This window comes from Micromonospora sp. WMMA1363, assembly GCF_030345795.1.
Taxonomy (GTDB): domain Bacteria; phylum Actinomycetota; class Actinomycetes; order Mycobacteriales; family Micromonosporaceae; genus Micromonospora.
Genome location: NZ_JAUALB010000001.1, coordinates 4,846,828 through 4,866,076, shown reverse-complemented (window position 1 = coordinate 4,866,076; position 19,249 = coordinate 4,846,828). Strand labels below are relative to the sequence as shown.

Genomic DNA, 19,249 nt, shown 5'->3' with positions numbered 1-19,249 from the left:
TCGAGCGGCCCTAACCCGGTGAGTGGCCGCCGGCTCCGACCCGGACCGGCACCGCCCGCCCGGCGCGGGCGGGCAGGACCACCCAGGCGAAGGCGACGCCACCCACTGAAAACACCAAAAGGTACGTGCAGAGTGTAACCATGCCGATCCCAGCTATTCCGGCGATCGCCGCCAGGGCCAGCACCACCGAACGCCCGTCCCAGCCCAGCACGGTGGCATGCAACGGCGGGGCAGCCGGACGAGCATCACCGGGACACCGCCCGGCGGTAGGCGGTCAGCGCCTCGTCGATGGTCCCGTCAACGGTCATCCGGCCGGCGTCGAGGAAGAAGCCGCGTCGGCAGAATCGAGTCAGATCCTGCTCGTTGTGTGACACCAGCACCAGCGTGCGCCCCTCACCCAGCAGACGCTCGATCGTCGCATAGCACTTCCGGCGGAACTCCGCGTCGCCGACCGCGGTCACCTCGTCCATGAGCAGGATCGGATGTGGCAGCTGCGAGATGATCGCGAAGCCGAGGCGGACCTTCATGCCGGACGAGTAGTGCCGGACCGCCGTGTCGATGGCCCGTTCGACCTGCCCGCCGGCGAACGACACGATCTCGTCGAAGTGCCGGCGCAGGAACCCCGACGACAGGCCGTGCAGGCCGCCGACCAGGTAGAGGTTCTCCCGACCGGTCAGCTCGCTGGAGAACCCGGCGGACAGTTCCAGCAGCGGCGCGACGTCACCCCGCACCGTGATCCGGCCCTCGTCGGGAATGAGCACGCCGGCGATCAAACGCAGCAGCGTGCTCTTGCCGGTGCCGTTTCGGCCGATCACACCGACGGTGTCGCCGGCCGCGATCGAGAAGGACAGGTCGCGCAGCGGCCAGAACCAGCCGTCACCGGCGCGGCTGGGCCGCCCCCGACGGATGGCCAGTTCCCGCAACCGCAGAAGCCGGCGGCGGTTGCGCACGAACCGGATACCGAGCCCGTCCGCCTCGATGATCGGCCCGGCCATCACAGCTCCTTCAGCACGGCCGGTTCCAGCCGGCGGAACGCCCACCAGCCGGCGGCGAGCACCAGCAGGCTGCCCACGATGGTGGTGGCGAGCAGCCGGGCGTCGGGAAACTCGTCCGGATACCAGACCGCGTGGTGCAGCTGGAAGACACCGACCAGCGGGTTCAGCTCGTACCCGGTCTTCACCCAGCCGGGTAGCGCGGATTCCCGGACCAGGCTGAGCGGGTAGATGATCGGCGTGGCGTAGAAGAGCACCCGGACCGCCAGCCGCATGAACCGCTCGACGTCGCGCATCAGCACGTTGGCCGCGGACAGCAGCAGCGCCAGCCCGACGAGCAGGACGCCCTGCACCGCCACCGCCAGCGGCAGGGCGAGCACCGACCAGTCGGGGTCGATCCGGCCCGTCACCGCGTACCCCACCGCCACCCCGACCAGGATGGGCAGGCCGGCCAGGTACTCGGCGATCCGGCCGGCGACCCGGCCGATCGGGAAGATCTGCCGCGGGATGTTCATCGTGGTGATCAGCCGGGCCTGGCCGGTCAGCGCGTTGGTCGCCTCGTGCAGGGCCGAGCTGGCCCACATCCAGGCGAAGATCCCGGTCAGCAGGAACAGCGGATACGAGTCGGCGGCGTCGCCGAGGTGTCGGCTGGTGTCCCGGGAGTACAGCACACCGAAGACGAACCAGTAGATGACGCCGGTGCCCAGCGGCTCGATCAACGACCACAGGTACCCGAGCACCGACTGCTGGTACTTCACCGCGAGGTCGCGCCGAACCAGGATGCGCAGCGCGCCGCGGCGCGACCAGAGCGCCCCGACGCCAGAGGTCATCGCCGCCTCCCGCCCGGGAGACGGACGCGGTGACCGGGTTCAGCACTCGATCACGTTGACGGCCAAGCCGCCCCGTGCCGTCTCCTTGTACTTGACCTTCATGTCGGCTCCGGTCTCGCGCATGGTCTTGATGACCTTGTCGAGCGAGACGTGGTGCACCCCGTCGCCGCGCAGCGCCAGCCGGGCAGCGGTGATCGCCTTGATGCTAGCCACCGCGTTCCGCTCGATGCAGGGGATCTGCACGAGGCCACCGACCGGGTCGCAGGTCAGGCCGAGATTGTGCTCCATACCGATCTCGGCGGCGTTCTCCACCTGCTCGGCGGTGCCGCCCAGCGCCTCGGCCAGCCCAGCCGCCGCCATCGAGCAGGCCGAGCCCACCTCACCCTGGCACCCCACCTCGGCCCCGGAGATCGACGCGTTCTCCTTGAACAGCACCCCGATCGCCCCGGCAGCCAGCAGGAACCGCACCACGCCGTCCTCGGTGGCGCCCGGCACGAACCGGTCGTAGTAGTGCAGCACCGCCGGTATGATCCCGGCCGCACCGTTGGTCGGCGCCGTCACCACCCGGCCACCGCCGGCGTTCTCCTCGTTGACCGCGAGGGCGAACAGGGTCACCCAGTCCATCGCCCGCAGCGGGTCCGCCGCCCCCCGGCCCGCCGCACCCGCCGCCGACCGCACCGGGTCCGCGTCCACCATCAGGCCGCGGTACATCTCGGCCGCGCGCCGCCGGACCTTCAACCCGCCCGGGAGTACACCGTCCCGTTGGCAGCCGGCCGCCACGCACTCCCGCATCACCCGCCAGATCTCCAGCAGACCGGTCCGCACCTCCCGCTCGCTGCGCCTGGACAGCTCGTTGGAGAGCAACACCTCGCTGATCGACAGCCCGGTCCGCCGGGTCACCGCGAGCAGTTCCGCCCCGGTGCCGAACGGGTGGCGTACGGCGGTGGCGTCCGGCGTGATCCGGTCCGCCCCGGCCGCCGCCTCGTCGACGACGAACCCGCCGCCGACCGAGTAGTACGTGCGTGCCCTCATCTCGTCGCCGGTCGCGTCGTACGCGGCGAACGTCATCCCGTTCGGGTGGTACGGCAGGGACCGGCGGCGGTGCAACACCAGGTCCCGGTCCGGGTCGAAGTCGACCTCGTGCGCGTCGAGCAGCGCGATCCGCCGCTCGGCGCGGATCCGGGCGACCCGCGGCTCCACGGTGTCGGTGTCGACCGTCTCGGGCGCCTCGCCGGCCAGCCCGAGCAGCACCGCCCGGTCGCTGCCGTGGCCGTGGCCGGTCGCGCCCAGCGAACCGAACAGCTCGGCGCGGACGTGCGCGGTGTCGGCGAGCAGGCCGTCGGCCTTGAGCCCGGTGACGAAGGTCCGGGCGGCGCGCATCGGCCCGACCGTGTGCGAGCTGGACGGCCCGATGCCGACGCTGAAGAGGTCGAAGACGCTGATCACAACTGCCTTCCCCGCCGCCGTACCCGTCGTGCGGGCCTCCGGTTGCTGGCCGCCCGGTCCGGGTTGCCGTCGGCGGGCGCCGGGCTGCCCGACGCCCGACCGGCCAGCCTACCCGCCCGGTCACCCGGCGCCCCCACCGGCGGCGCGGGTCGCAACCGGGGCCGCATCGGTGGCCCGATGTCCTCGGTCAGGTTCTGCGCGCATACCACGGCCGGGGAGAAGCTGGAGGTCGGGATTCCCGCCAAGCATTGACATTCACCTTAGGGAAGCGCGCAGGCTGGTCGTGCCGGTCTCCGCGTAACGCTCGTGGTGGCGGGCACAGAATCCCGCGTCGGCGGGCCTGCAACGGCCGCAGCCGAAACGTGGTCACGACGAGTGGTGGTTCATCGCCGGGCCCGGGCTCGCGGCCCCCTCACCGCTCCACTTTCGTAGACCAGGTGCCGGGAGTTGGGGAGGGAGCATGTCCGGCAGGAACTCCACACCATCAACCTCAGTCACCTCGCCCGCTGTCGTAGCCCGAGGTCCTCCCCGTCAAGGCGGCAGGGCACCGCGTCGCCCGTTGCCGTCGAACGGTTCCGAACGTCCGCGGCGAAGAGCGTCGCCACAAGAGGCTCACGAAATCCGAATCCGCCACAGCACACCACACTCGAAGGAGTCAGAAGTGACGGAACCTCTGATCCAGTCAAACCTCCTAAAAACCACTTCCGACGACGAGGAATATGAGCTAAAGGGGACGCCGCCGCCGACGACGCCGACGGCGGCGAAGAAACTGTCGCCGCCATCACCACACGAGGCGGCTGGATATCGGGTTGACAACTCGATCCTCGGCTGCAATGAACCGGACGACGGATACAAAATCGCCAACGTGGAGGCCGACGTTATCAACACGGCTGCATGGTTGGGGTTCTGGGCAACTCGGAACATCCTCGGGCAGCCGGTCGAAGTCTGCGTGGACGTCTCGGAGGAGGATGACGAAGGCGCTCAGAAAATCGGCCAGCTCCAAGCGATCGTAGATCGAGTCCGCAAGGTCCTCATCAATGCGAAGATCCCGACCAACATCAGAGTGGGGCCGGCGCCCGTCTGGGACGACAATTCACGGCAGATCGTCGGTTTCCCCGGGGGGCCAAGCAGTCAGTTTACCACTCGAAAGAGTTACAACATTTTCAGAGGCGTCAACGAGGCCGTTCAACAGATCCTAGGGAACAAGGGGCTCTATCAGGGATTCGGAGCCTATCAGGGCATATGGGTCGACACGGCCAGGTACGAGATTGCACTAAAAGCGAACCCCCACAATGTCGATAAGATAATCGCGGAAGGCGAAGGGGGAACCAGCTCCACGACGATTCACGCCGTCCCGAGCAACCACTACCGCTGGGCTCCGCCCCAGTGGGAGGGCAAGAGCCGGGGCACACCCTGGGGCGTTATCAGGGGGGACGAGAATTGGACCAAGCAGCATGGATTCGCTGACGATTTGGACAGAGTTAAACGCCAAATCCAGCAACTATCGGAGGAACTCCTCAAGGTTGGAGCGGACAAGAAAGTCGCGCGAGATAAGCTCAGGGAGGCTATGCAAGTCGAAAAAGATGAATCGAGTCCGTTACTGCAGCAAGGTCTTGGCCCTCAACAGTCACAGAAAGAGTCGATTGAGGTCGCGAATGCCCAGAATGAAATCTTAAAGCTTAAAGACACGGAAACCGAATTGCGAGAGAAGATTTCCCAGCTTGACGATCACAAGATTAAGCTATCGTCCCAGTGGTTGCCGTCGGTGGGGCCGTTCGGCAAAGATTCCGTTGCGGGCTACCTGCACGGTATGATCTACGGGATCTACAGCTGCTGGAATCGGGGACCCTGGACCGTCCCGTACGAGTTCACCATCGGCGGGAATACCAAGAAGCTCGCCTCATGCCCTCCCTGCACCTACTTCATGTACGCGACGGGCTTCCCTCCATCCGCCATCCACTTGGACCGGGGGGAGTCGTGGGACGTCGGACATGGTCACGGTTACGAGGCCCTGAACAACGTCTACTACCAAGTCATGGGCCGGATGTTGTGGTTGGGCACAAGGCTGCTTAAGCAGTCCGAGAACCTGGTGAAGCCTAGCCACAGGCCAGCCCTCAGGCGACTGGACCAGATTACCCTCGCATTCTCGACGAAGGCGCTCGCCAACATCTTCTTGGATTCGCTCACCCTCCACAACAAGGTGTCGGTCCGCCTCGACAACACAATGCTGGGGCCCAATGACAACAAGGACGATCCGGAGTCGAAGGTGACGTATCCTTCGATTTCGGAGAACAGCCCCCTCGGGAGGACTGATTCACCTCAAGACAAGAATTACAGCTTTGAGTTCGAGGAGAAAGAGCGACCCCTAATCTCTGCGTCACCCATATTGATTGAAAAGCCATCCCAAGTCGATACACATATCGACGAGGAAGATGATGATGATGATGATGATGAAACGACGCCGCCGCCGCCGCTAGACAGCAAAGATGTCAGCGCAATGGACGAAGTCGACTAGGGTCTTGGCGGACAGTCGGCCGGCCGACATGGACCTCAGCGCGGCAGGGGACGTCCGAAAACGGATATATCGGACCCCATCGCCCGGCGTTGGCGTCCACCCGGTCCAGTTCTCCTGACCAGAGTGCACGATGACGTGCTGCGGCGGCACCCCTCTCACGGGTACCGCCGCAGCTCGCGGTCGGTGTGTCCTGAGACTCGCACCGGCAGCCGCGGCCCGCGCTACCGCCACCTCGTCCCGGGGCGAGTCGGAGCCGACCGCCGGCCGAACACCCGTGGCGTCGGCCTCGACCGTGACACGGTCGCCGCCACCGACGCGTCGGGCCGTCTGCCGCATCTGGCACGCCGCGCGGACCACACGGGTAAGTACCTACGGGGCGACGGCCCGCCGATCCTCCTCGAGGCCGAGGGCACGATGACCCCACCTTTCTACCGTTGGATCAGCGGCGGCGGAACGCCGCAGAGTGGGAGAAACAACGATGAGTCGCAGACTGGTCCGGCCCCGTGAGGGGCGCATGATCGCCGGTGTGTGCGCCGGCCTGGCGCAACGGTTCGGATGGTCGGCCGGGTTCGTCCGGCTGCTGTTCATCCTGTCCCTGCTGCTGCCCGGCACCCAGGTGATCATCTATGTGGTGCTCTGGATCCTGATGCCGAACGAGGGCCGCCGCGAAGCCACTCGCCCTCGGAGAGTGCGCCCGCGTCGCCGGGGGCTCACGGGGTGGCGTACGTGACGGTGATCTGCTCGTAGCCGAGGGAGCGGAGCAGCCCCTCCAGCATCTTGCGGGTGTTCACCTGCGCGCGCTGGGCCAGGCCGCTGTCCCGGGCGGCGGCGGTGATCCGCTCCTCGGCGAGCCGGTAGATCTCCCGCTGCCGGTTCGGGTCGCCGTTGACGAGTTCGCCGACCCGGTTGAGCAGCCCGCGCTGCTCCGCGAAGACGTAGCTCGTTTCCAGGTCCAGATTGGCCCTGGCCAGCTGCGGCGCGGGCAGCTTGACCTCGACGGACGTCCCGTCGGCGGACTGGGTGATCGCGCCCTCGGAGATCGTGGCGAAGTCGACGTACGCCTCGACGCTGCCCGCGCCGACGAAGAGCGTGCGCTCGTTGAGCAGCCAGTCCGGCACGTTGCGCCGGTCGTTCTGCAGGTCGACCACCACCTGGAAGGCGCCCTCGGCGGCTACGTAACGGCTCAGGTCCTGAATCGACGTGAGCAGCGGGGGCTGGCTGCGGTCGGTCTGCTGCGTGGCGAACGGGTTGCGGAAATCGGGCAGGAACCCGGTGGCCCGCACCCCGAGCAGCACCACCACCGTCAGGGCCGCCGCACCCAGCACCAGCAGCAGGCCGCGGACCGGCCTGCCGCCCGAGGTCGACACTGGTGGCTCCGGCGGGTCATCGGGCCGGGCCGTCAGCGGGTCGGAGGTCAGATGGCCCGGAAACGTCCGGGTCGGCTCGTTGATGTCACCCTCGCGCGCCATCGCCCTCACCGTCCTCGTCAGACATCCCGTCTGAAGAAAACGTTACGGCCTCCGTGCGACACCCGCTCGGCGAGCGACCGGATCGGGTGGCCGTGCCCGCTCAGACGAACGCCGAGATCCCGGTCAGCCGCTGCGCGACGACCAGTTGGTGGATCTCCGACGTGCCCTCGTAGGTGAGCACGCTCTCCAGGTTGTTGGCGTGCCGCATCACCGGGTACTCCCCGGACACCCCGTTGGCGCCGAGGATCGTGCGGCACTGCCGTGCGATGGCGAGGGCCTCCCGAACGTTGTTCAGCTTGCCGACGCTCACCTGGTCGGGGCGCAGCCGCCCGGCGTCGGCAAGCCGACCCAGGTGCAACGCCAGCAGGTGCCCCTTGTTCCACTCGACGGCCATGTCCGCGAGCTTCGCCTGCGTGAGCTGGAAGGCGGCGAGTGGCCTACCGAACTGGGTGCGGGTGGTCGCGTACCCGAGGGCCGTCTCCAGGCAGTCGCGGGCCGCGCCGAGCGCGCCCCAGACGATGCCGTGCCGGGCCTCGGTAAGGCAGCTCAGCGGCGCCTTCAACCCCGCCGCCCCGGGCAGTTGCGCGTCCGCCGGGAGCCGCACCTCGTCGAGGGAGACCTCCCCGGTCACCGACGCGCGCAGCGACATCTTCCGGCGGATCTCCCGCGCCGTCACCCCGGGCGTGTCCATTGGTACGGCGAAGCCGCGTATCCCGTCGTCGGTGCGTGCCCAGATCACCGCGACGTCCGCGATCGGCGCGTTGGTGATCCACATCTTGCTGCCGTGCAGGATCCAGTCGTCGCCGTCCCGGCGAGCCCGGGTGGTCATCGACGCCGGGTCGGAGCCGTGATCCGGCTCGGTCAGCCCGAAGCAGCCGATCGCCTCGCCGGCGGCCATCGCCGGCAGCCACCGCAGTTTCTGCTCCTCGCTGCCGTAGCGCCAGATGGCGTACATGGCCAGCGAGCCCTGCACCGAGACGAGCGACCGGAGGCCGGAGTCACCGGCCTCCAGTTCCAGGCAGGCCAGCCCGTACGCGACGGCCGACGAGCCGGCGCAGCCGTGCCCGGTCAGGTGCATCCCGAGCAGGCCGAGCTTGCCGAACTCGCGGGCCAGCTCACGCGCGGGCACGTGGCCCTCCTCGTACCAGCCGGCGACGTGCGGGCGGACCCGGTCGTCGACGAGCTGGCGCACGACGGCGCGGATCTGCCGCTCGTCCTCGGTGAGCGACGAGTCCAGGTCGAGCAGGTCCAGAGGGCTCATGGGGTCACCTTAACGAAGGCTCAGGACGGAACGCTCACTCCACCGCCTCGGAGAGCACGAGCACCCGGGCGTGGATCTGGTTGCGCTGCTGCAACGCGGCCCGCAGCGCGCGGTGCAGGCCGTCCTCCAGGTACAGTCCACCGTTCCACTGCACCACGTGCGGGAAAAGGTCGCCGTAGAAGGTCGAGTCCTCGGCGAGTAGCTTGTCCAACGCCAGCTCGCGCTTGGTGGTGATCAACTGGTCCAGGCGCAGCGGACGCGGGGGGATCTCCGCCCACTGTTTGAGCGTCAGATTGTGCTCGGGGTAGGGACGCCCGTCCCGGACCGCTCTGAAGATCACGACGGCACGCTCCCTCCCCTGACCGGGCCGACCCACGACGCCGAGCCGGGTCGCGGCGTGGCACCGCGACGCGCGGCACCGATGACCGTGTCAGCCTAGCTGGCCGAGTCACACCGCTTCTGCTGCCTGATGCCAGTTTCACTACCGCCCGTCCGCTTCGCACCAGGTCGAGCAACGCGATCTCGGGTCAGCTCCACCGTCCCCGGTGGACCACCTCACTCACCGGGCGCCGCCCGCGGCGCAGCGACGGTGACCGGTGGTCGGGGGCCCGGTAACCAACCGTGATGGCGCCGACCGGCTCGTACTCCGCCGGCACCCCGAACGCCGCCCGGTAGTCGTCCCGGCGCTGCGGCGGGATACCGAAAAAACACGCCCCCAGCCCCTCGTCGACGGCGGTGAGCAACATCAGCAGCGCGGCGAAGCCGGTGTCGACGTACCAGTACGGCACCGGCCAGCGGTCGGTCGACCGGTCCGCCCAACCCTTGTCCGGCTCGGCGTACCGGTCCAGATAGGCCGAGGGGTTCGCGTGCGGGACGATGATCAGCGGAGCCCGCCGCATGCCGGCCAGCCAGCGGTCCCGGCCGCCCCCGCCCGGGGTGGCCACCGTCCAGAACCGCTCCCGGTCCTCCGGACTCTCCAGCACCAGGAAGCCCCAGCCCTGGGCGAAGCCGGCCGAGGGCGCCCGGATCCCGTGGTCGAGCAGCCGTTCCACCACCTCCGGCGGGACCGGCCGGTCCGGGTCGTAGTTGCGGACCATCCGGCGGCGCCGGACCACCTCGTCGAACTCCATCCCGCAGCCCTCCTCAACTCCCGGTCCGGACGCCCCACACACCCCGCCAGGTGTCGCCAGGCTCCAGCGTGATCAGGTCCCGGCCGGAACGGAACGCGTCCGGCGGGCAGGTCATCGGCTCGATCGCCACCGACCGCCGACGCCGCTTTCCGGTCAGCGCGTCACCGGTGAAGACCTGCCACCAGCCGAACTGGCGGTCCGCCCAGATCCGCACCCCGGTGGAGCCGTTTGGCGCGGCGAGGGTGACCGCCGAGCCGCCGTCGTCGTCCCGGATCACGTCGCCGAACGTGTGGTCCACCATCGCCCGGCCGATGCGGCGCGGACTGGTCCAGTCGCACTCGGTCCCGCTCACCGACGTGACGGCGACCGGCAGCAGCCGGCCGTCCACCTGCAGCCGGCTTCGGGCCGGCAGCCGCAGCGTCAGATCGTCCACCGCCACGCCGGGCAGCCGCAGGTACGGGTGCACCGCGAAGCCGAACGGAGCCGGGTCGGCTCCGGTGTTGGTGACCTCGTGCTCGGCACGCAGACCGTCCGGACCAACACTCCACCGGCTGCGCAGCCGCAGCGGCCAGGGGTAGCCGGGCGTCGGCGGCAGCTCGAACCCGACCGTCACCGCATCAGCCGCCTGTTCCAGCAGCCGCCACGGCACCCAGTTGACCAGCCCGTGGATCGCCACGTTCCGCTCGGGCTCGCTGACCGACAGTTGCAGGTCGCGGTCGCCGAAGCGGTACCGCCCGTCCCGGATCCGGTTCGGCCAGGGCGCGAGCGCCTGCCCGGCGTGGCCGGGGCAGAGCTCGTCGACGGCGTACCCGTCGAGGTAGTCCACGCCGCCCTGCCGGTATGTCCGGATCCCGCCACCCACCTCGACGATCACGGCCTCGTGGCCGGCGGCGGCGATGGTCCACTGCGCGCCGGAGGGGGAACGCTGCTCGGGAGTGCCCATGCCGGGACCCTAATCGGTCAACCCTTCGATCCGCTCGCCACGCTTGCCGCGCGATAGCGGATCAAAGCCGGGAACGCCAGCGCCAGCCCGAGCGCGAGCACGGCGGAGAGCAGACCGCCGCCGACCCACGCCGCGCCCGTACCGAAGCCGGCACCCGTCGCGCCGGCTCGCAGGTCGCCCAGGCGGGGACCGCCGGCGACCACCACCGTGTTCACCCCCTGGAGCCGGCCGCGCATCCGGTCCGGCGCGTACACCAGCAGCATCGACTGCCGTAGCACCGCGCTCACCAGATCCGCCGCGCCGGCCACCGCGAGCAGCAGGACCATCAGCCACAGCTGCCGGGCCAGACCCGCCGCGGCGATCGCCAGCCCCCAGCCGACCACCGCGGCCACCAGACCGAGCCCCTGCCGGCGCATCCGGCCGATCCAGCCGGATGTGAGCCCGCCGAGCATCGCGCCGATCGCGATGGCGCTGAACAGCCAGCCGACCGCCGCGCCGCCGCCGAACCGCTCCTGCGCCACCTCTGGGAACAGCGCCCGGGGCATGGCCAGGATCATCGCGATCAGGTCGATCGCGAACGACAGCAGCAGCACCGGCGTGGTGGCGAGGTACCGGAAGCCGTCCGCGATCCCGGCCAGCCCACCTCGCCGGACCTCGCCGTCGGCGGGCGGCTCCGGCGGCATCGCGGGCAGCCGCAGGGTCGCGACGACCAGGCCCGCGAAGAGAACCGCGTCCACGGCGTACGCCACCGGCAGGCCGCGCTGGACACCGAACGCCGCGAAGAGCAGACCGGCCGCGAGCGGGCCGACCACCGAGGCCGCCGTAAAGGTGGTGTAGTTCAGCGTGGTGCCGGCGGGAACCAGCTCCGGTGGCAGCAGCCGGGGCAAAATCGCGGAGCGGGCGGGTGCGCTGATCGCGAACGCGACCGAGTGGACGGTGACCAGCGCCAGCAGCAGCACCGGGCTGCCGACGCCGACCTGCGCGTGCGCGAGCAGGCCGAGCACCGAGGCCCAGAGCAGCGCCGACCCGCCGAGCAGGATCCGACGTCGGTCGCCGGCGTCGGCCACCGCCCCGCCCCAGAGCCCGAAGACCAGCAAGGGTACGAAGCCCGCGACGCCGAGCAGGCCGACCCAGAACGAGTCCTCGGTCAGCGCGTACATCTCGACCGGGACGGCGACGGCGGTGAACTGGAACCCGAACATCGCCAGCGCGTTGCCGAGCCACATCCGGCGGAACGCCGGCGTCCGCAACGGGCGCAGGTCGATCGCCCAGCGGCGTGGGCCCGGCCGCCGGGTCGCCTTGACATCGGTCACGGCGCCAGCCGCTCGACCACCCAGCCGCCGTCGCCGGTACGCCGAAACCGCAGCCGGTCGTGCAGCCGGCTGGCCCGCCCCTGCCAGAACTCGACGCTGTCCGGGCGGATCCGCAAACCGCCCCAGAACGGCGGGGCGGGGACCGGCTCGACGTCGGCGAAGCGCTCGGCGGCTGCCCGATACTCGTCCTCCAGCGTCACACGGTCCGGGATCACCCGCGACTGGCTGCTCGCCCACGCGCCGAGCTGGGAGCCGCGCGGCCGGCTGGCGAAGTACTTCTCGGTCTCCGCCCGGTCGATCCGCTCCGCCAGCCCGGTCACGATCACCTGACGCTGCATCGTGATCCACGGGAAGACCAGGCTGGCGTACGGGTTGGCAGCCAGTTCGGCACCCTTGCGCGACCCGTGGTTGGTGAAGAGGACGAAACCCTCCGCGTCGTACCCCTTGAGCAGCACGGTGCGGCCACTCGGCCGGCCGGCGGGGTCGGCCGTGCCGAGCACCATCGCGTTCGGCTCGGGCAGCCCCGCCGCGACCGCCGCGGTGAACCACTGGTGGAACTGGGTGTGCCAGTCACCGGCCAGGTCCGCCTCGGTCAGGCCCAGCTCCGCCGCGTACTCGTCCCGCATACCCGCCGCCGACACTGTGTCCCGCATCACGTCGTCTCCCCTCACCCTTCGGCCGGGCACCACCCCGCCACGCAGGCCAACGCCCATCGCACAGTCTCACCGACGCGGCCCGGCCGCAGCCGGCGGGGGATGTCGCGTGCAGCACAGTGGCCGTGGGTCGCGCACTTCCGTAACCAGCAGGCAAGATGACACGAACACATCCCTGAGGGTCGCCTGAGGCGCTCGCCCGGCTGGGCCGGGATCGGTGCCCGGGGCGGGCGCACCGAGCAGATCCAGGAGAGCGAAATGGCCGATTTCAAACCCGGACTGGAGGGCGTCGTAGCCTTCGAGACCGAGATCGCCGAACCCGACCGTGAGGGCGGTTCGCTGCGCTACCGCGGCGTCGACATCGAGGATCTCATCGGCCAGGTCTCGTTCGGCAACGTGTGGGCGCTGCTGGTGGACGGGCGCTTCGGTCCGGGCCTGCCGCCGGCCGAGCCGTTCCCGGTCCCGGTGCACTCCGGTGACATCCGCGTCGACGTGCAGTCCGCCGTCGCGATGCTCGCGCCGTACTGGGGCCTCGACCAGCTCCTCGACATCTCCGACGAGCAGGCCCGGGAGGACCTGGCCCGGGTGTCGGTGACCGCGCTCTCCTTCGTCGCCCAGTCCGCCCGCGGCCTGGGTCTGCCGGCGGTACCGCAGAAGGAGATCGACAAGGCGTCCACCATCGTCGAGCGCTTCATGAAGCGCTGGCGGGGCGAGCCGGACCCGCGGCACGTCAAGGCCGTCGACGCGTACTTCATCTCGGCCGCCGAGCACGGCCTGAACGCCTCCACCTTCACCGCCCGCATCGTCGCCTCCACCGGCGCGGACTCCGCCGCCTGCATCTCCTCCGGCATCGGCGCGCTCTCCGGGCCGCTGCACGGGGGCGCCCCGTCGCGGGTGCTCAACATGCTGGAGGCCGTTGAGCGCAGCGGCGACGCCGAGGGATATGTCAAGGGTGTCCTCGACCGGGGCGAACGGCTGATGGGCTTCGGCCACCGGGTCTACCGCGCGGAGGACCCGCGCGCCCGGGTGCTCCGCCGCACCGCCAGGGAACTGGGCGCACCCCGCTTCGAGATCGCCGAGGCGCTGGAGAAGGCCGCGTTGGCCGAGCTCCAGGCGCGTCGCCCGGACCGCGTGCTCGCCACCAACGTCGAGTTCTGGTCAGCCGTCGTGCTGGACTTCGCCGAGGTGCCGGCGCACATGTTCACCTCGATGTTCACCTGCGCCCGGATGGGTGGCTGGAGCGCGCACATCCTGGAGCAGAAGAAGCTCCAGCGACTCGTCCGCCCCTCCGCCCGCTACGTCGGCCCCGGCCCCCGCAAGCCGCACGAGGTCGACGGCTGGGATGCCGTCCCGCACGACGTCTGAGCCACGGCGACGGCCGGGGTTCTCGGCGCCTCGGGCGGAGACGGCGCCCTGCTGACCCGTCCGGAAGGCCCCGGCCACGGGCGGGGCCTTCGTCGCGCCGGCGCCGCTGTGCCGCACGCCTCATGCTCGCGGGTGGGACCGGCGGCGGGCAGGCGGGCCGAAGGTGCGAGGATGAGGGTCGGCAGTGTCGCCGGACCGGGTTCGGATACCGGTCGCGCCGTGCGCTCTCGCAGGCCCGCCGTCGATCCGTGTCCGGCACAGTACGGGCCCGCCCTCGCCATGCGGAAGGATTGCCAAGACCGTGGCTGACGCACCGACCATCCGGATTCCCGACGACATCAAACCCGCCGACGGGCGGTTCGGCTGCGGGCCGTCCAAGATCCGTCCGGCGGCGGTTTCCGCCCTCGCCGACGCGGCGGCCGGTTACCTGGGCACCTCGCACCGGCAGAAGCCGGTCCGCGACCAGGTCGCGCGGCTGCGTCGGGGAATCGGCGAGTTCTTCTCCCTGCCGGAGGGCTACGAGGTGATCCTCGGAAACGGTGGCACCACCGCGTTCTGGGAGGTCGCCACGTTCGGCCTGATCCGGGACCGAGCGCAGTTCGCGAGCTTCGGCGAGTTCGGCGCCAAGTTCGCCAAGGCGGCCGGGGACGCGCCGTTCCTCAGCGAGCCGACGGTCCGCAGGTCGGCGGCGGGCGGCGCACCCACGCTGGTGGCCGAGGCCGGGGTGGACGTCTACGCCACCCCGCACAACGAGACCTCGACCGGTGTCGCGGTGCCGGTCAGCCGGGTGCCGGGCGCGGACGACGGTTCGCTGCTCCTGGTGGACGCCACCTCAGGCGCCGGCGGGCTGGAGGTCAACGTCGCCGAGACGGACGTCTACTACTTCGCCCCGCAGAAGTGCTTCGGCTCCGACGGTGGTCTCTGGCTCGCCCTGATGTCGCCGGCCGCGCTGGACCGGGCCGCCGAGATCAAGGCCTCCGGCCGTTACATCCCGGCCTTCCTCGACCTGGTCACCGCGATCGACAACTCGCGGCTGGAGCAGACGTACAACACCCCGGCCCTGGCCACGATCTTCCTGGCCGCGGAGCAGACCGACTGGATGAACTCGCAGGGCGGCCTGGCCTGGGCGGCCAAGCGCACGGCGGAGAGCGCCGGCATCGTCTACGGCTGGGCGGAGCGCTCGGCGGTGGCCACCCCGTTCGTCACCGACCCGGCGTTGCGGTCCAACGTGGTCGCCACCATCGACTTCGCCGACGGGATCGACGCCACCGCGATCGCCAAGGTGTTGCGGGCCAACGGCATCGTGGACACCGAGCCGTACCGCAAGCTCGGCCGCAACCAACTGCGGGTCGCGCTCTTCCCGGCCGTCGAGCCGGCCGACGTCGAGGCACTGACCGCAGCCATCGACTACGTCGTCGAGCGACTCTGACGACCGTCACGGTGGGTGTCTGGCAGCTCCATGCCCAGCCACCCACCGTGATCATCGTCGCAGCTCAGTCGCAACATGCGGGTGTCGCATCCCCCACCCAGGGACAGATGAGCGTACGGTGGTGCGAGACGCCCGGGTGGCCGGCCCGCGGCGCGCGGCAGCGAAGCGGGACGGAGGCAACGTTATGCGCCCAGTACGCTTCGTCGCCCTCTCCGAGGACGGCCAAGCCCTGGTGCTCGCCGACGAGGTAGGACGGCTCCTCGCCCTGCCCATCGATGAGCGCATCGCCACCGCGCTGCACGCCGAGCCCGGCGCCCCACCGCTCGCGGTGGCTCCGGTCTCCGCCGCCGACCTGGCACCCTCACTGTCCCCACGGGACATCCAGGCCCGGATCCGCGCCGGCGAGTCCGCTGAGGACGTGGCCCGCATCGCCGGTGTCCCGGTCGACCGGGTGCTGCGCTACGCCGGTCCGGTGCTCCAGGAACGGGCGATGCTCGCTCAACATGCCCGCCGCACCCGGCTCAGGGGCGGGGAGAAGGCGACCCCACTCGCCGAGGTGGTCAACGGCCGGCTGGCCCAGCACGGCATCGACGCCGAGAAGATCTCGTGGGACGCGTGGCGTCGCGACGACGGCACCTGGCGGATCGTGGCCACCTGGCCGTCCGGGAAGGCCACCGCCCAGGCGGTGTGGGATCTCGACAAGACGCGGCAGACGGTCGCCCCGCACGACGACATGGCGCAGTACCTCTGCGCCGAGCGCCCCACTCCGATCCTCGGCCAGGAGCCGGCGGCGGAGCGCGGCGGCCACGGGCTGCCCGGCCCGTCGCGCGGCGAACCGAGTCGGGGCGGGCACGGTCTACCGACACCGGCCGAGCACACCCGCTCGGGCCGTGACCCGATCCGCGCCGGCCGGGATGCCCTGCTCGCCTCCCTCGACCGGCCGCTCGGCGGCGCCTCCGGCCGCAGTCTCGGCGAACCACGCACCCCGGCCGCGCTGGCCGGATCGGACGCACCCCGCCAGCGCCCGGTCGGTGGCGGAGCGGCGGCGTTGATCGGCGGCGGCCCCGGTTCCGCCTTCGACGACGACGCCGACACGCCGAAGGAGGTTCCGGCCGTACCGTCGCTGGCCGTGCTGCGGCCACGGCGGACGGGCGCCGCGGCGGCAGCCGGCGGCACCGAGTCGACCGAGGGCAAGCCACGCAAGCGGCTACCAAGCTGGGACGACGTGCTCTTCGGCAGCGGCCCAGCGGCCCGCGAGTCCTCCTAGCGTCGCCAGGTTCCGCGCCAGGTCCTCGACGCCACGCTGCGACAGGTCGGTCGGTCGCGGCGGGTCCGATCCGACGACCGGTCGCAGGTTCTTGCCCGTCGCGTTGGTGCCGTCGCGCCGGCGCTTGCCGGTGGGGCGGTCAGAGCGGCCAGCCGGCCAGCCGGTCGTAGGTCGGGCGGGGGCCCGGATGGCTGCGGACCAACACCAACTCGTTGGCCGGCCACTCCGGGCCCTGGTACGCGTGCAGGGCCTCGACGTCGGCCGCCACGTCGGCCGACGGAAGCCGGTCACCGGGGCGAGCAATCGTCAGGTGCGGGCGGAACGGCTTCTCGTCGTAGGGCAGGCGGCCGCTGCGAAGGCGGGACCGGATGAGCCGGGACAGCACGGTCAACGCCTCGACCTCGCCGCGCAGGTCCACCCACAGGATCGTGAAGCGGCCCCGCCCGAACCGCCCGCCGCCGCCCAGCCGGAGCCGGGGCGCGACCTCCCGCCCGTCCCGGGACCACTCGGCCGCCAGCCCGAGGGCGCTCTCCACCGCCATCAGCCGATCCGCCTCGACCTCGCCGAGGAAGACGAGCGTGACGTGCGCCCGGACCGGATCGGCGAGCCGGACGTTGATCCCGTTGGCGCCGGCCACGCCGACCCGCAGGTGGGTTATCTGGGCGCCCAGGTGCTCGACGGCCTCGGGCGACGGGTAGACAGCCGCGAAGAGCCTCAACCGGGGCGACCGTCTCAGCGGTGCCGCTGGCGGTGCTCGGCCCAGGCGGCGGGCAGGATCAGCCCGGCCCGGTGCAGCAGGCCCTCAACCCGCACTCGTTCGATCTCGCGGTCGACCCCGGTCAACTCGTCGAGGTGCTGGGAGATGCCGAGGGCGGCGCAGGCCAGGCGGAGCCGCTCGTCGTACGCCCGGAGCACCGCCCCGTGCCAGACCGCGGACCGCCCGTTGGCGCCGACCCGCTGGCTGCCAAGGCGGCGTAGGTCGGCCGCGAGCTGCTCCAGCGGGCGCCGGTCCGGCCGGTCGAACCCGCTCAGGTCAAGGTTCCGGGTGAGCGCGTCGGCCTCGACCGCCTGGTCCAGCCGGGCGATCGTGCGGTGTTCCCGCCGCCGTTCCCGCCACTCCCCGAAGCCGCAGACCAGCCGGTCGATCAACTCGTCGGCACAGAAGAGCAGGGCGATCACGACGGGCAGGCACACCACGGCACCGACCATCCCGGTCAGCAGCAGCGCTCGTCCCACCTCCACGAACCGACGCTAAGCCGGCCGGTACCGCCCCGCCACCGGATTCGCCGCATCCGCCCGACGAGTATCGCTGGGGTCCAGCCGGCGCCGTCAGTCCGTGGGGGTCACGTAGAACCGGGGCATCGGCAGGACCCGGAACCGCAGCCGGGCGCCGGAGCGGCGCAGCTGCCAGGTCAGCGCGAGCAGGGCGGTGACGAGGGAGGCCAGGCCACCGATCCAGATGCTCGCCCCGGCGCCGTACGTCTCGGCGAGCCAGCCGATGACCGGCGCGCCGACCGGGTTGGTGCCGAGGAAGACCAGCACCCAGAGCGCCATGACCCGGCCTCGGAAGGCGGCATCGGTACCGAGCTGGATGCGCTGGTTGCTCGCCTGCGCGAAGAAGACCATGAAGAACCCGGTCGGCAGGAGCAGCACCACGACCAGCCAGTACGTGGGCGCCAGCCCGACCAACGTGCCGAAGGACGCGCACGCGACGGCGGCACCCAGCACCAGCCACACCGATGGGCGGCTGCGCCGGCCGGTGCCGGCCAGCGCGCCGGCCAGCGCGCCGACCGCGAGGGCGCTGCTGAACAGGCCGAAGGACGCGGCGCCGGTGTTGAAGACGGTCTTGGCCAGCGCGGCGAGGGTGAGCTGGAAGTTGAACAGCGAGGTGGCGATGATCGAGATCATCGCCATCGGTAGCAACAGGTCCGGGCGACGCCAGACGTAACGCAACCCGTCGACGACCCGGGCCGAGGAGCGTTCCTGCCGCGGTGGCAACGTCTCGCGGTGCAGCTCGGCCGGGCGCATCCGCACGACGTTCACCAACGGAGCGATCGAGCTGAGGGCGGTGACCAGGAAGACCGGCCCGACGTCGACGGCGGCGATGGCCAGGCCGGCCAGGGCCGGTCCGACGATCCGCGCGGAGTTGAACGTCGCCGCGTTGAGCGAGAGCGCGTTCGCCAGCAGTGGTGTGCCGACCAGTTCGGAGACGAAGGCCTGCCGGACCGGTGTCTCCACCGCGTTGGCGACGCCGAGCAGGGCGGCGAAGGCGAAGACGTGCCAGAGCTGCACCAGCCCCGTGAGCACCAGCAGGCTCATCGCCAGCGACAGCACCGTCCAGAACGTGTTGGCGACGAAGAGCAGCATGCGCTTGTCGTACCGGTCGGCGAGCCGGCCGGAGAGCAGGGTGAGCAGCAGAACGGGGCTGAACTGGAGGGCGGTGACTATACCGAGGGCGGTGGCCGAGTCGTCGGAGAGCTCAAGCACGAGCCAGTCCTGGGCGATGAACATCATCCAGACACCGATCAGCTTGATCAGCTGCCCGGATGCGAAGAGCCGGTAGTTACGGACCTGTAGGGACTGGAACATCGTGCTCAGCTTCGCCTGCACTCTTGGTGCGCCTCCCTCGCGTACGC

The 19,249-nt window shown here is 70.7% G+C and carries 20 protein-coding genes; 5 read left to right on the top strand and 15 right to left on the bottom strand.

Annotated elements, in window-relative coordinates; all coding sequences use genetic code 11:
• Window positions 1-10: 10 nt before the first annotated feature.
• The 5 genes from QTQ03_RS22640 to QTQ03_RS22620 are packed head-to-tail and all read right to left on the bottom strand — an operon-like array spanning window position 11 to window position 3,513.
• The gene (locus tag QTQ03_RS22640; protein ID WP_502889809.1) at window positions 11-211 is read right to left on the bottom strand and encodes a hypothetical protein; all 201 of its coding nucleotides are present in this window, start codon (window positions 209-211) and stop codon (window positions 11-13) included.
• Window positions 212-245: 34 nt separating this feature from the next.
• Window positions 246-995 carry an ABC transporter ATP-binding protein gene (locus QTQ03_RS22635; RefSeq protein ID WP_289279775.1) on the bottom strand — a complete coding sequence of 250 codons (750 nt, stop codon included), beginning with the start codon at window positions 993-995 and terminating at the stop codon, window positions 246-248.
• Entirely contained in the window at window positions 995-1,822 is an 828-nt protein-coding gene (locus tag QTQ03_RS22630; protein WP_289279774.1) for an ABC transporter permease, read from the bottom strand. Before QTQ03_RS22630 ends, QTQ03_RS22635 begins: the two co-directional genes overlap by 1 nt.
• A 39-nt stretch (window positions 1,823-1,861) precedes the next feature.
• Window positions 1,862-3,268: an L-serine ammonia-lyase gene (locus tag QTQ03_RS22625; RefSeq protein WP_289279773.1), complete on the bottom strand. Its 1,407-nt coding sequence runs from the start codon at window positions 3,266-3,268 to the stop codon at window positions 1,862-1,864.
• Window positions 3,265-3,513: a hypothetical protein gene (locus QTQ03_RS22620; protein ID WP_289279772.1), complete on the bottom strand. Its 249-nt coding sequence runs from the start codon at window positions 3,511-3,513 to the stop codon at window positions 3,265-3,267. Before QTQ03_RS22620 ends, QTQ03_RS22625 begins: the two co-directional genes overlap by 4 nt.
• 416 nt (window positions 3,514-3,929) lie before the next feature.
• On the opposite strand from QTQ03_RS22620, the gene QTQ03_RS22615 reads away from it, so the two are divergent.
• Entirely contained in the window at window positions 3,930-5,783 is a 1,854-nt protein-coding gene (locus QTQ03_RS22615; protein WP_289279771.1) for a hypothetical protein, read from the top strand.
• 478 nt (window positions 5,784-6,261) lie between these two features.
• Window positions 6,262-6,513, top strand: a complete 252-nt coding sequence (locus QTQ03_RS22610) for a PspC domain-containing protein (RefSeq protein ID WP_289279770.1) — start codon at window positions 6,262-6,264, stop codon at window positions 6,511-6,513.
• On the opposite strand, the gene QTQ03_RS22605 is transcribed toward QTQ03_RS22610, so the two are convergent.
• The 7 genes from QTQ03_RS22605 to pdxH form a co-directional block, all read right to left on the bottom strand.
• Entirely contained in the window at window positions 6,494-7,252 is a 759-nt protein-coding gene (locus QTQ03_RS22605; protein ID WP_289279769.1) for a DUF4230 domain-containing protein, read from the bottom strand. The two genes, QTQ03_RS22610 and QTQ03_RS22605, sit on opposite strands and share 20 nt — an antisense overlap.
• Window positions 7,253-7,352: 100 nt before the next feature.
• Entirely contained in the window at window positions 7,353-8,513 is a 1,161-nt protein-coding gene (locus QTQ03_RS22600; RefSeq protein ID WP_289279768.1) for an acyl-CoA dehydrogenase family protein, read from the bottom strand.
• 34 nt (window positions 8,514-8,547) lie between these two features.
• A complete protein-coding gene (locus QTQ03_RS22595) occupies window positions 8,548-8,853 on the bottom strand; it encodes a type II toxin-antitoxin system VapB family antitoxin (protein ID WP_091593012.1) in 306 nt (101 codons plus the stop codon).
• 187 nt (window positions 8,854-9,040) lie between these two features.
• Complete coding sequence (locus QTQ03_RS22590) at window positions 9,041-9,643, bottom strand: nitroreductase family protein (protein WP_289279767.1); 603 nt, start codon at window positions 9,641-9,643, stop codon at window positions 9,041-9,043.
• 13 nt (window positions 9,644-9,656) lie between these two features.
• The gene (locus QTQ03_RS22585) at window positions 9,657-10,586 is read right to left on the bottom strand and encodes an aldose 1-epimerase family protein (protein WP_289279766.1); all 930 of its coding nucleotides are present in this window, start codon (window positions 10,584-10,586) and stop codon (window positions 9,657-9,659) included.
• 17 nt (window positions 10,587-10,603) lie between these two features.
• The gene (locus tag QTQ03_RS22580; RefSeq protein ID WP_289279765.1) at window positions 10,604-11,899 is read right to left on the bottom strand and encodes an MFS transporter; all 1,296 of its coding nucleotides are present in this window, start codon (window positions 11,897-11,899) and stop codon (window positions 10,604-10,606) included.
• The gene (pdxH, locus tag QTQ03_RS22575) at window positions 11,896-12,552 is read right to left on the bottom strand and encodes a pyridoxamine 5'-phosphate oxidase (protein ID WP_289279764.1); all 657 of its coding nucleotides are present in this window, start codon (window positions 12,550-12,552) and stop codon (window positions 11,896-11,898) included. Before pdxH ends, QTQ03_RS22580 begins: the two co-directional genes overlap by 4 nt.
• A gap of 258 nt (window positions 12,553-12,810) precedes the next feature.
• Between pdxH and QTQ03_RS22570 the strand changes: the two genes are divergently transcribed.
• The 3 genes from QTQ03_RS22570 (at window position 12,811) to sepH (ending at window position 16,613) form a co-directional block, all read left to right on the top strand.
• Complete coding sequence (locus tag QTQ03_RS22570; protein ID WP_289279763.1) at window positions 12,811-13,917, top strand: citrate synthase 2; 1,107 nt, start codon at window positions 12,811-12,813, stop codon at window positions 13,915-13,917.
• A gap of 301 nt (window positions 13,918-14,218) precedes the next feature.
• Entirely contained in the window at window positions 14,219-15,346 is a 1,128-nt protein-coding gene (serC, locus tag QTQ03_RS22565; protein WP_289279762.1) for a phosphoserine transaminase, read from the top strand.
• 184 nt (window positions 15,347-15,530) lie between these two features.
• Complete coding sequence (gene sepH, locus QTQ03_RS22560; RefSeq protein WP_289279761.1) at window positions 15,531-16,613, top strand: septation protein SepH; 1,083 nt, start codon at window positions 15,531-15,533, stop codon at window positions 16,611-16,613.
• A 139-nt stretch (window positions 16,614-16,752) separates the two neighbouring features.
• Here the strand turns inward: sepH and thpR are convergent, their stop codons facing one another.
• The 3 genes from thpR to QTQ03_RS22545 form a co-directional block, all read right to left on the bottom strand.
• A complete protein-coding gene (gene thpR, locus QTQ03_RS22555) occupies window positions 16,753-17,331 on the bottom strand; it encodes an RNA 2',3'-cyclic phosphodiesterase (protein ID WP_289279760.1) in 579 nt (192 codons plus the stop codon).
• A gap of 14 nt (window positions 17,332-17,345) precedes the next feature.
• Window positions 17,346-17,855, bottom strand: a complete 510-nt coding sequence (locus tag QTQ03_RS22550; RefSeq protein WP_289279759.1) for a hypothetical protein — start codon at window positions 17,853-17,855, stop codon at window positions 17,346-17,348.
• An 87-nt stretch (window positions 17,856-17,942) separates the two neighbouring features.
• Window positions 17,943-19,223, bottom strand: coding sequence for an MFS transporter (locus QTQ03_RS22545; RefSeq protein ID WP_289279758.1), 1,281 nt, complete (start codon window positions 19,221-19,223; stop codon window positions 17,943-17,945).
• Window positions 19,224-19,249 lie beyond the last annotated feature (26 nt).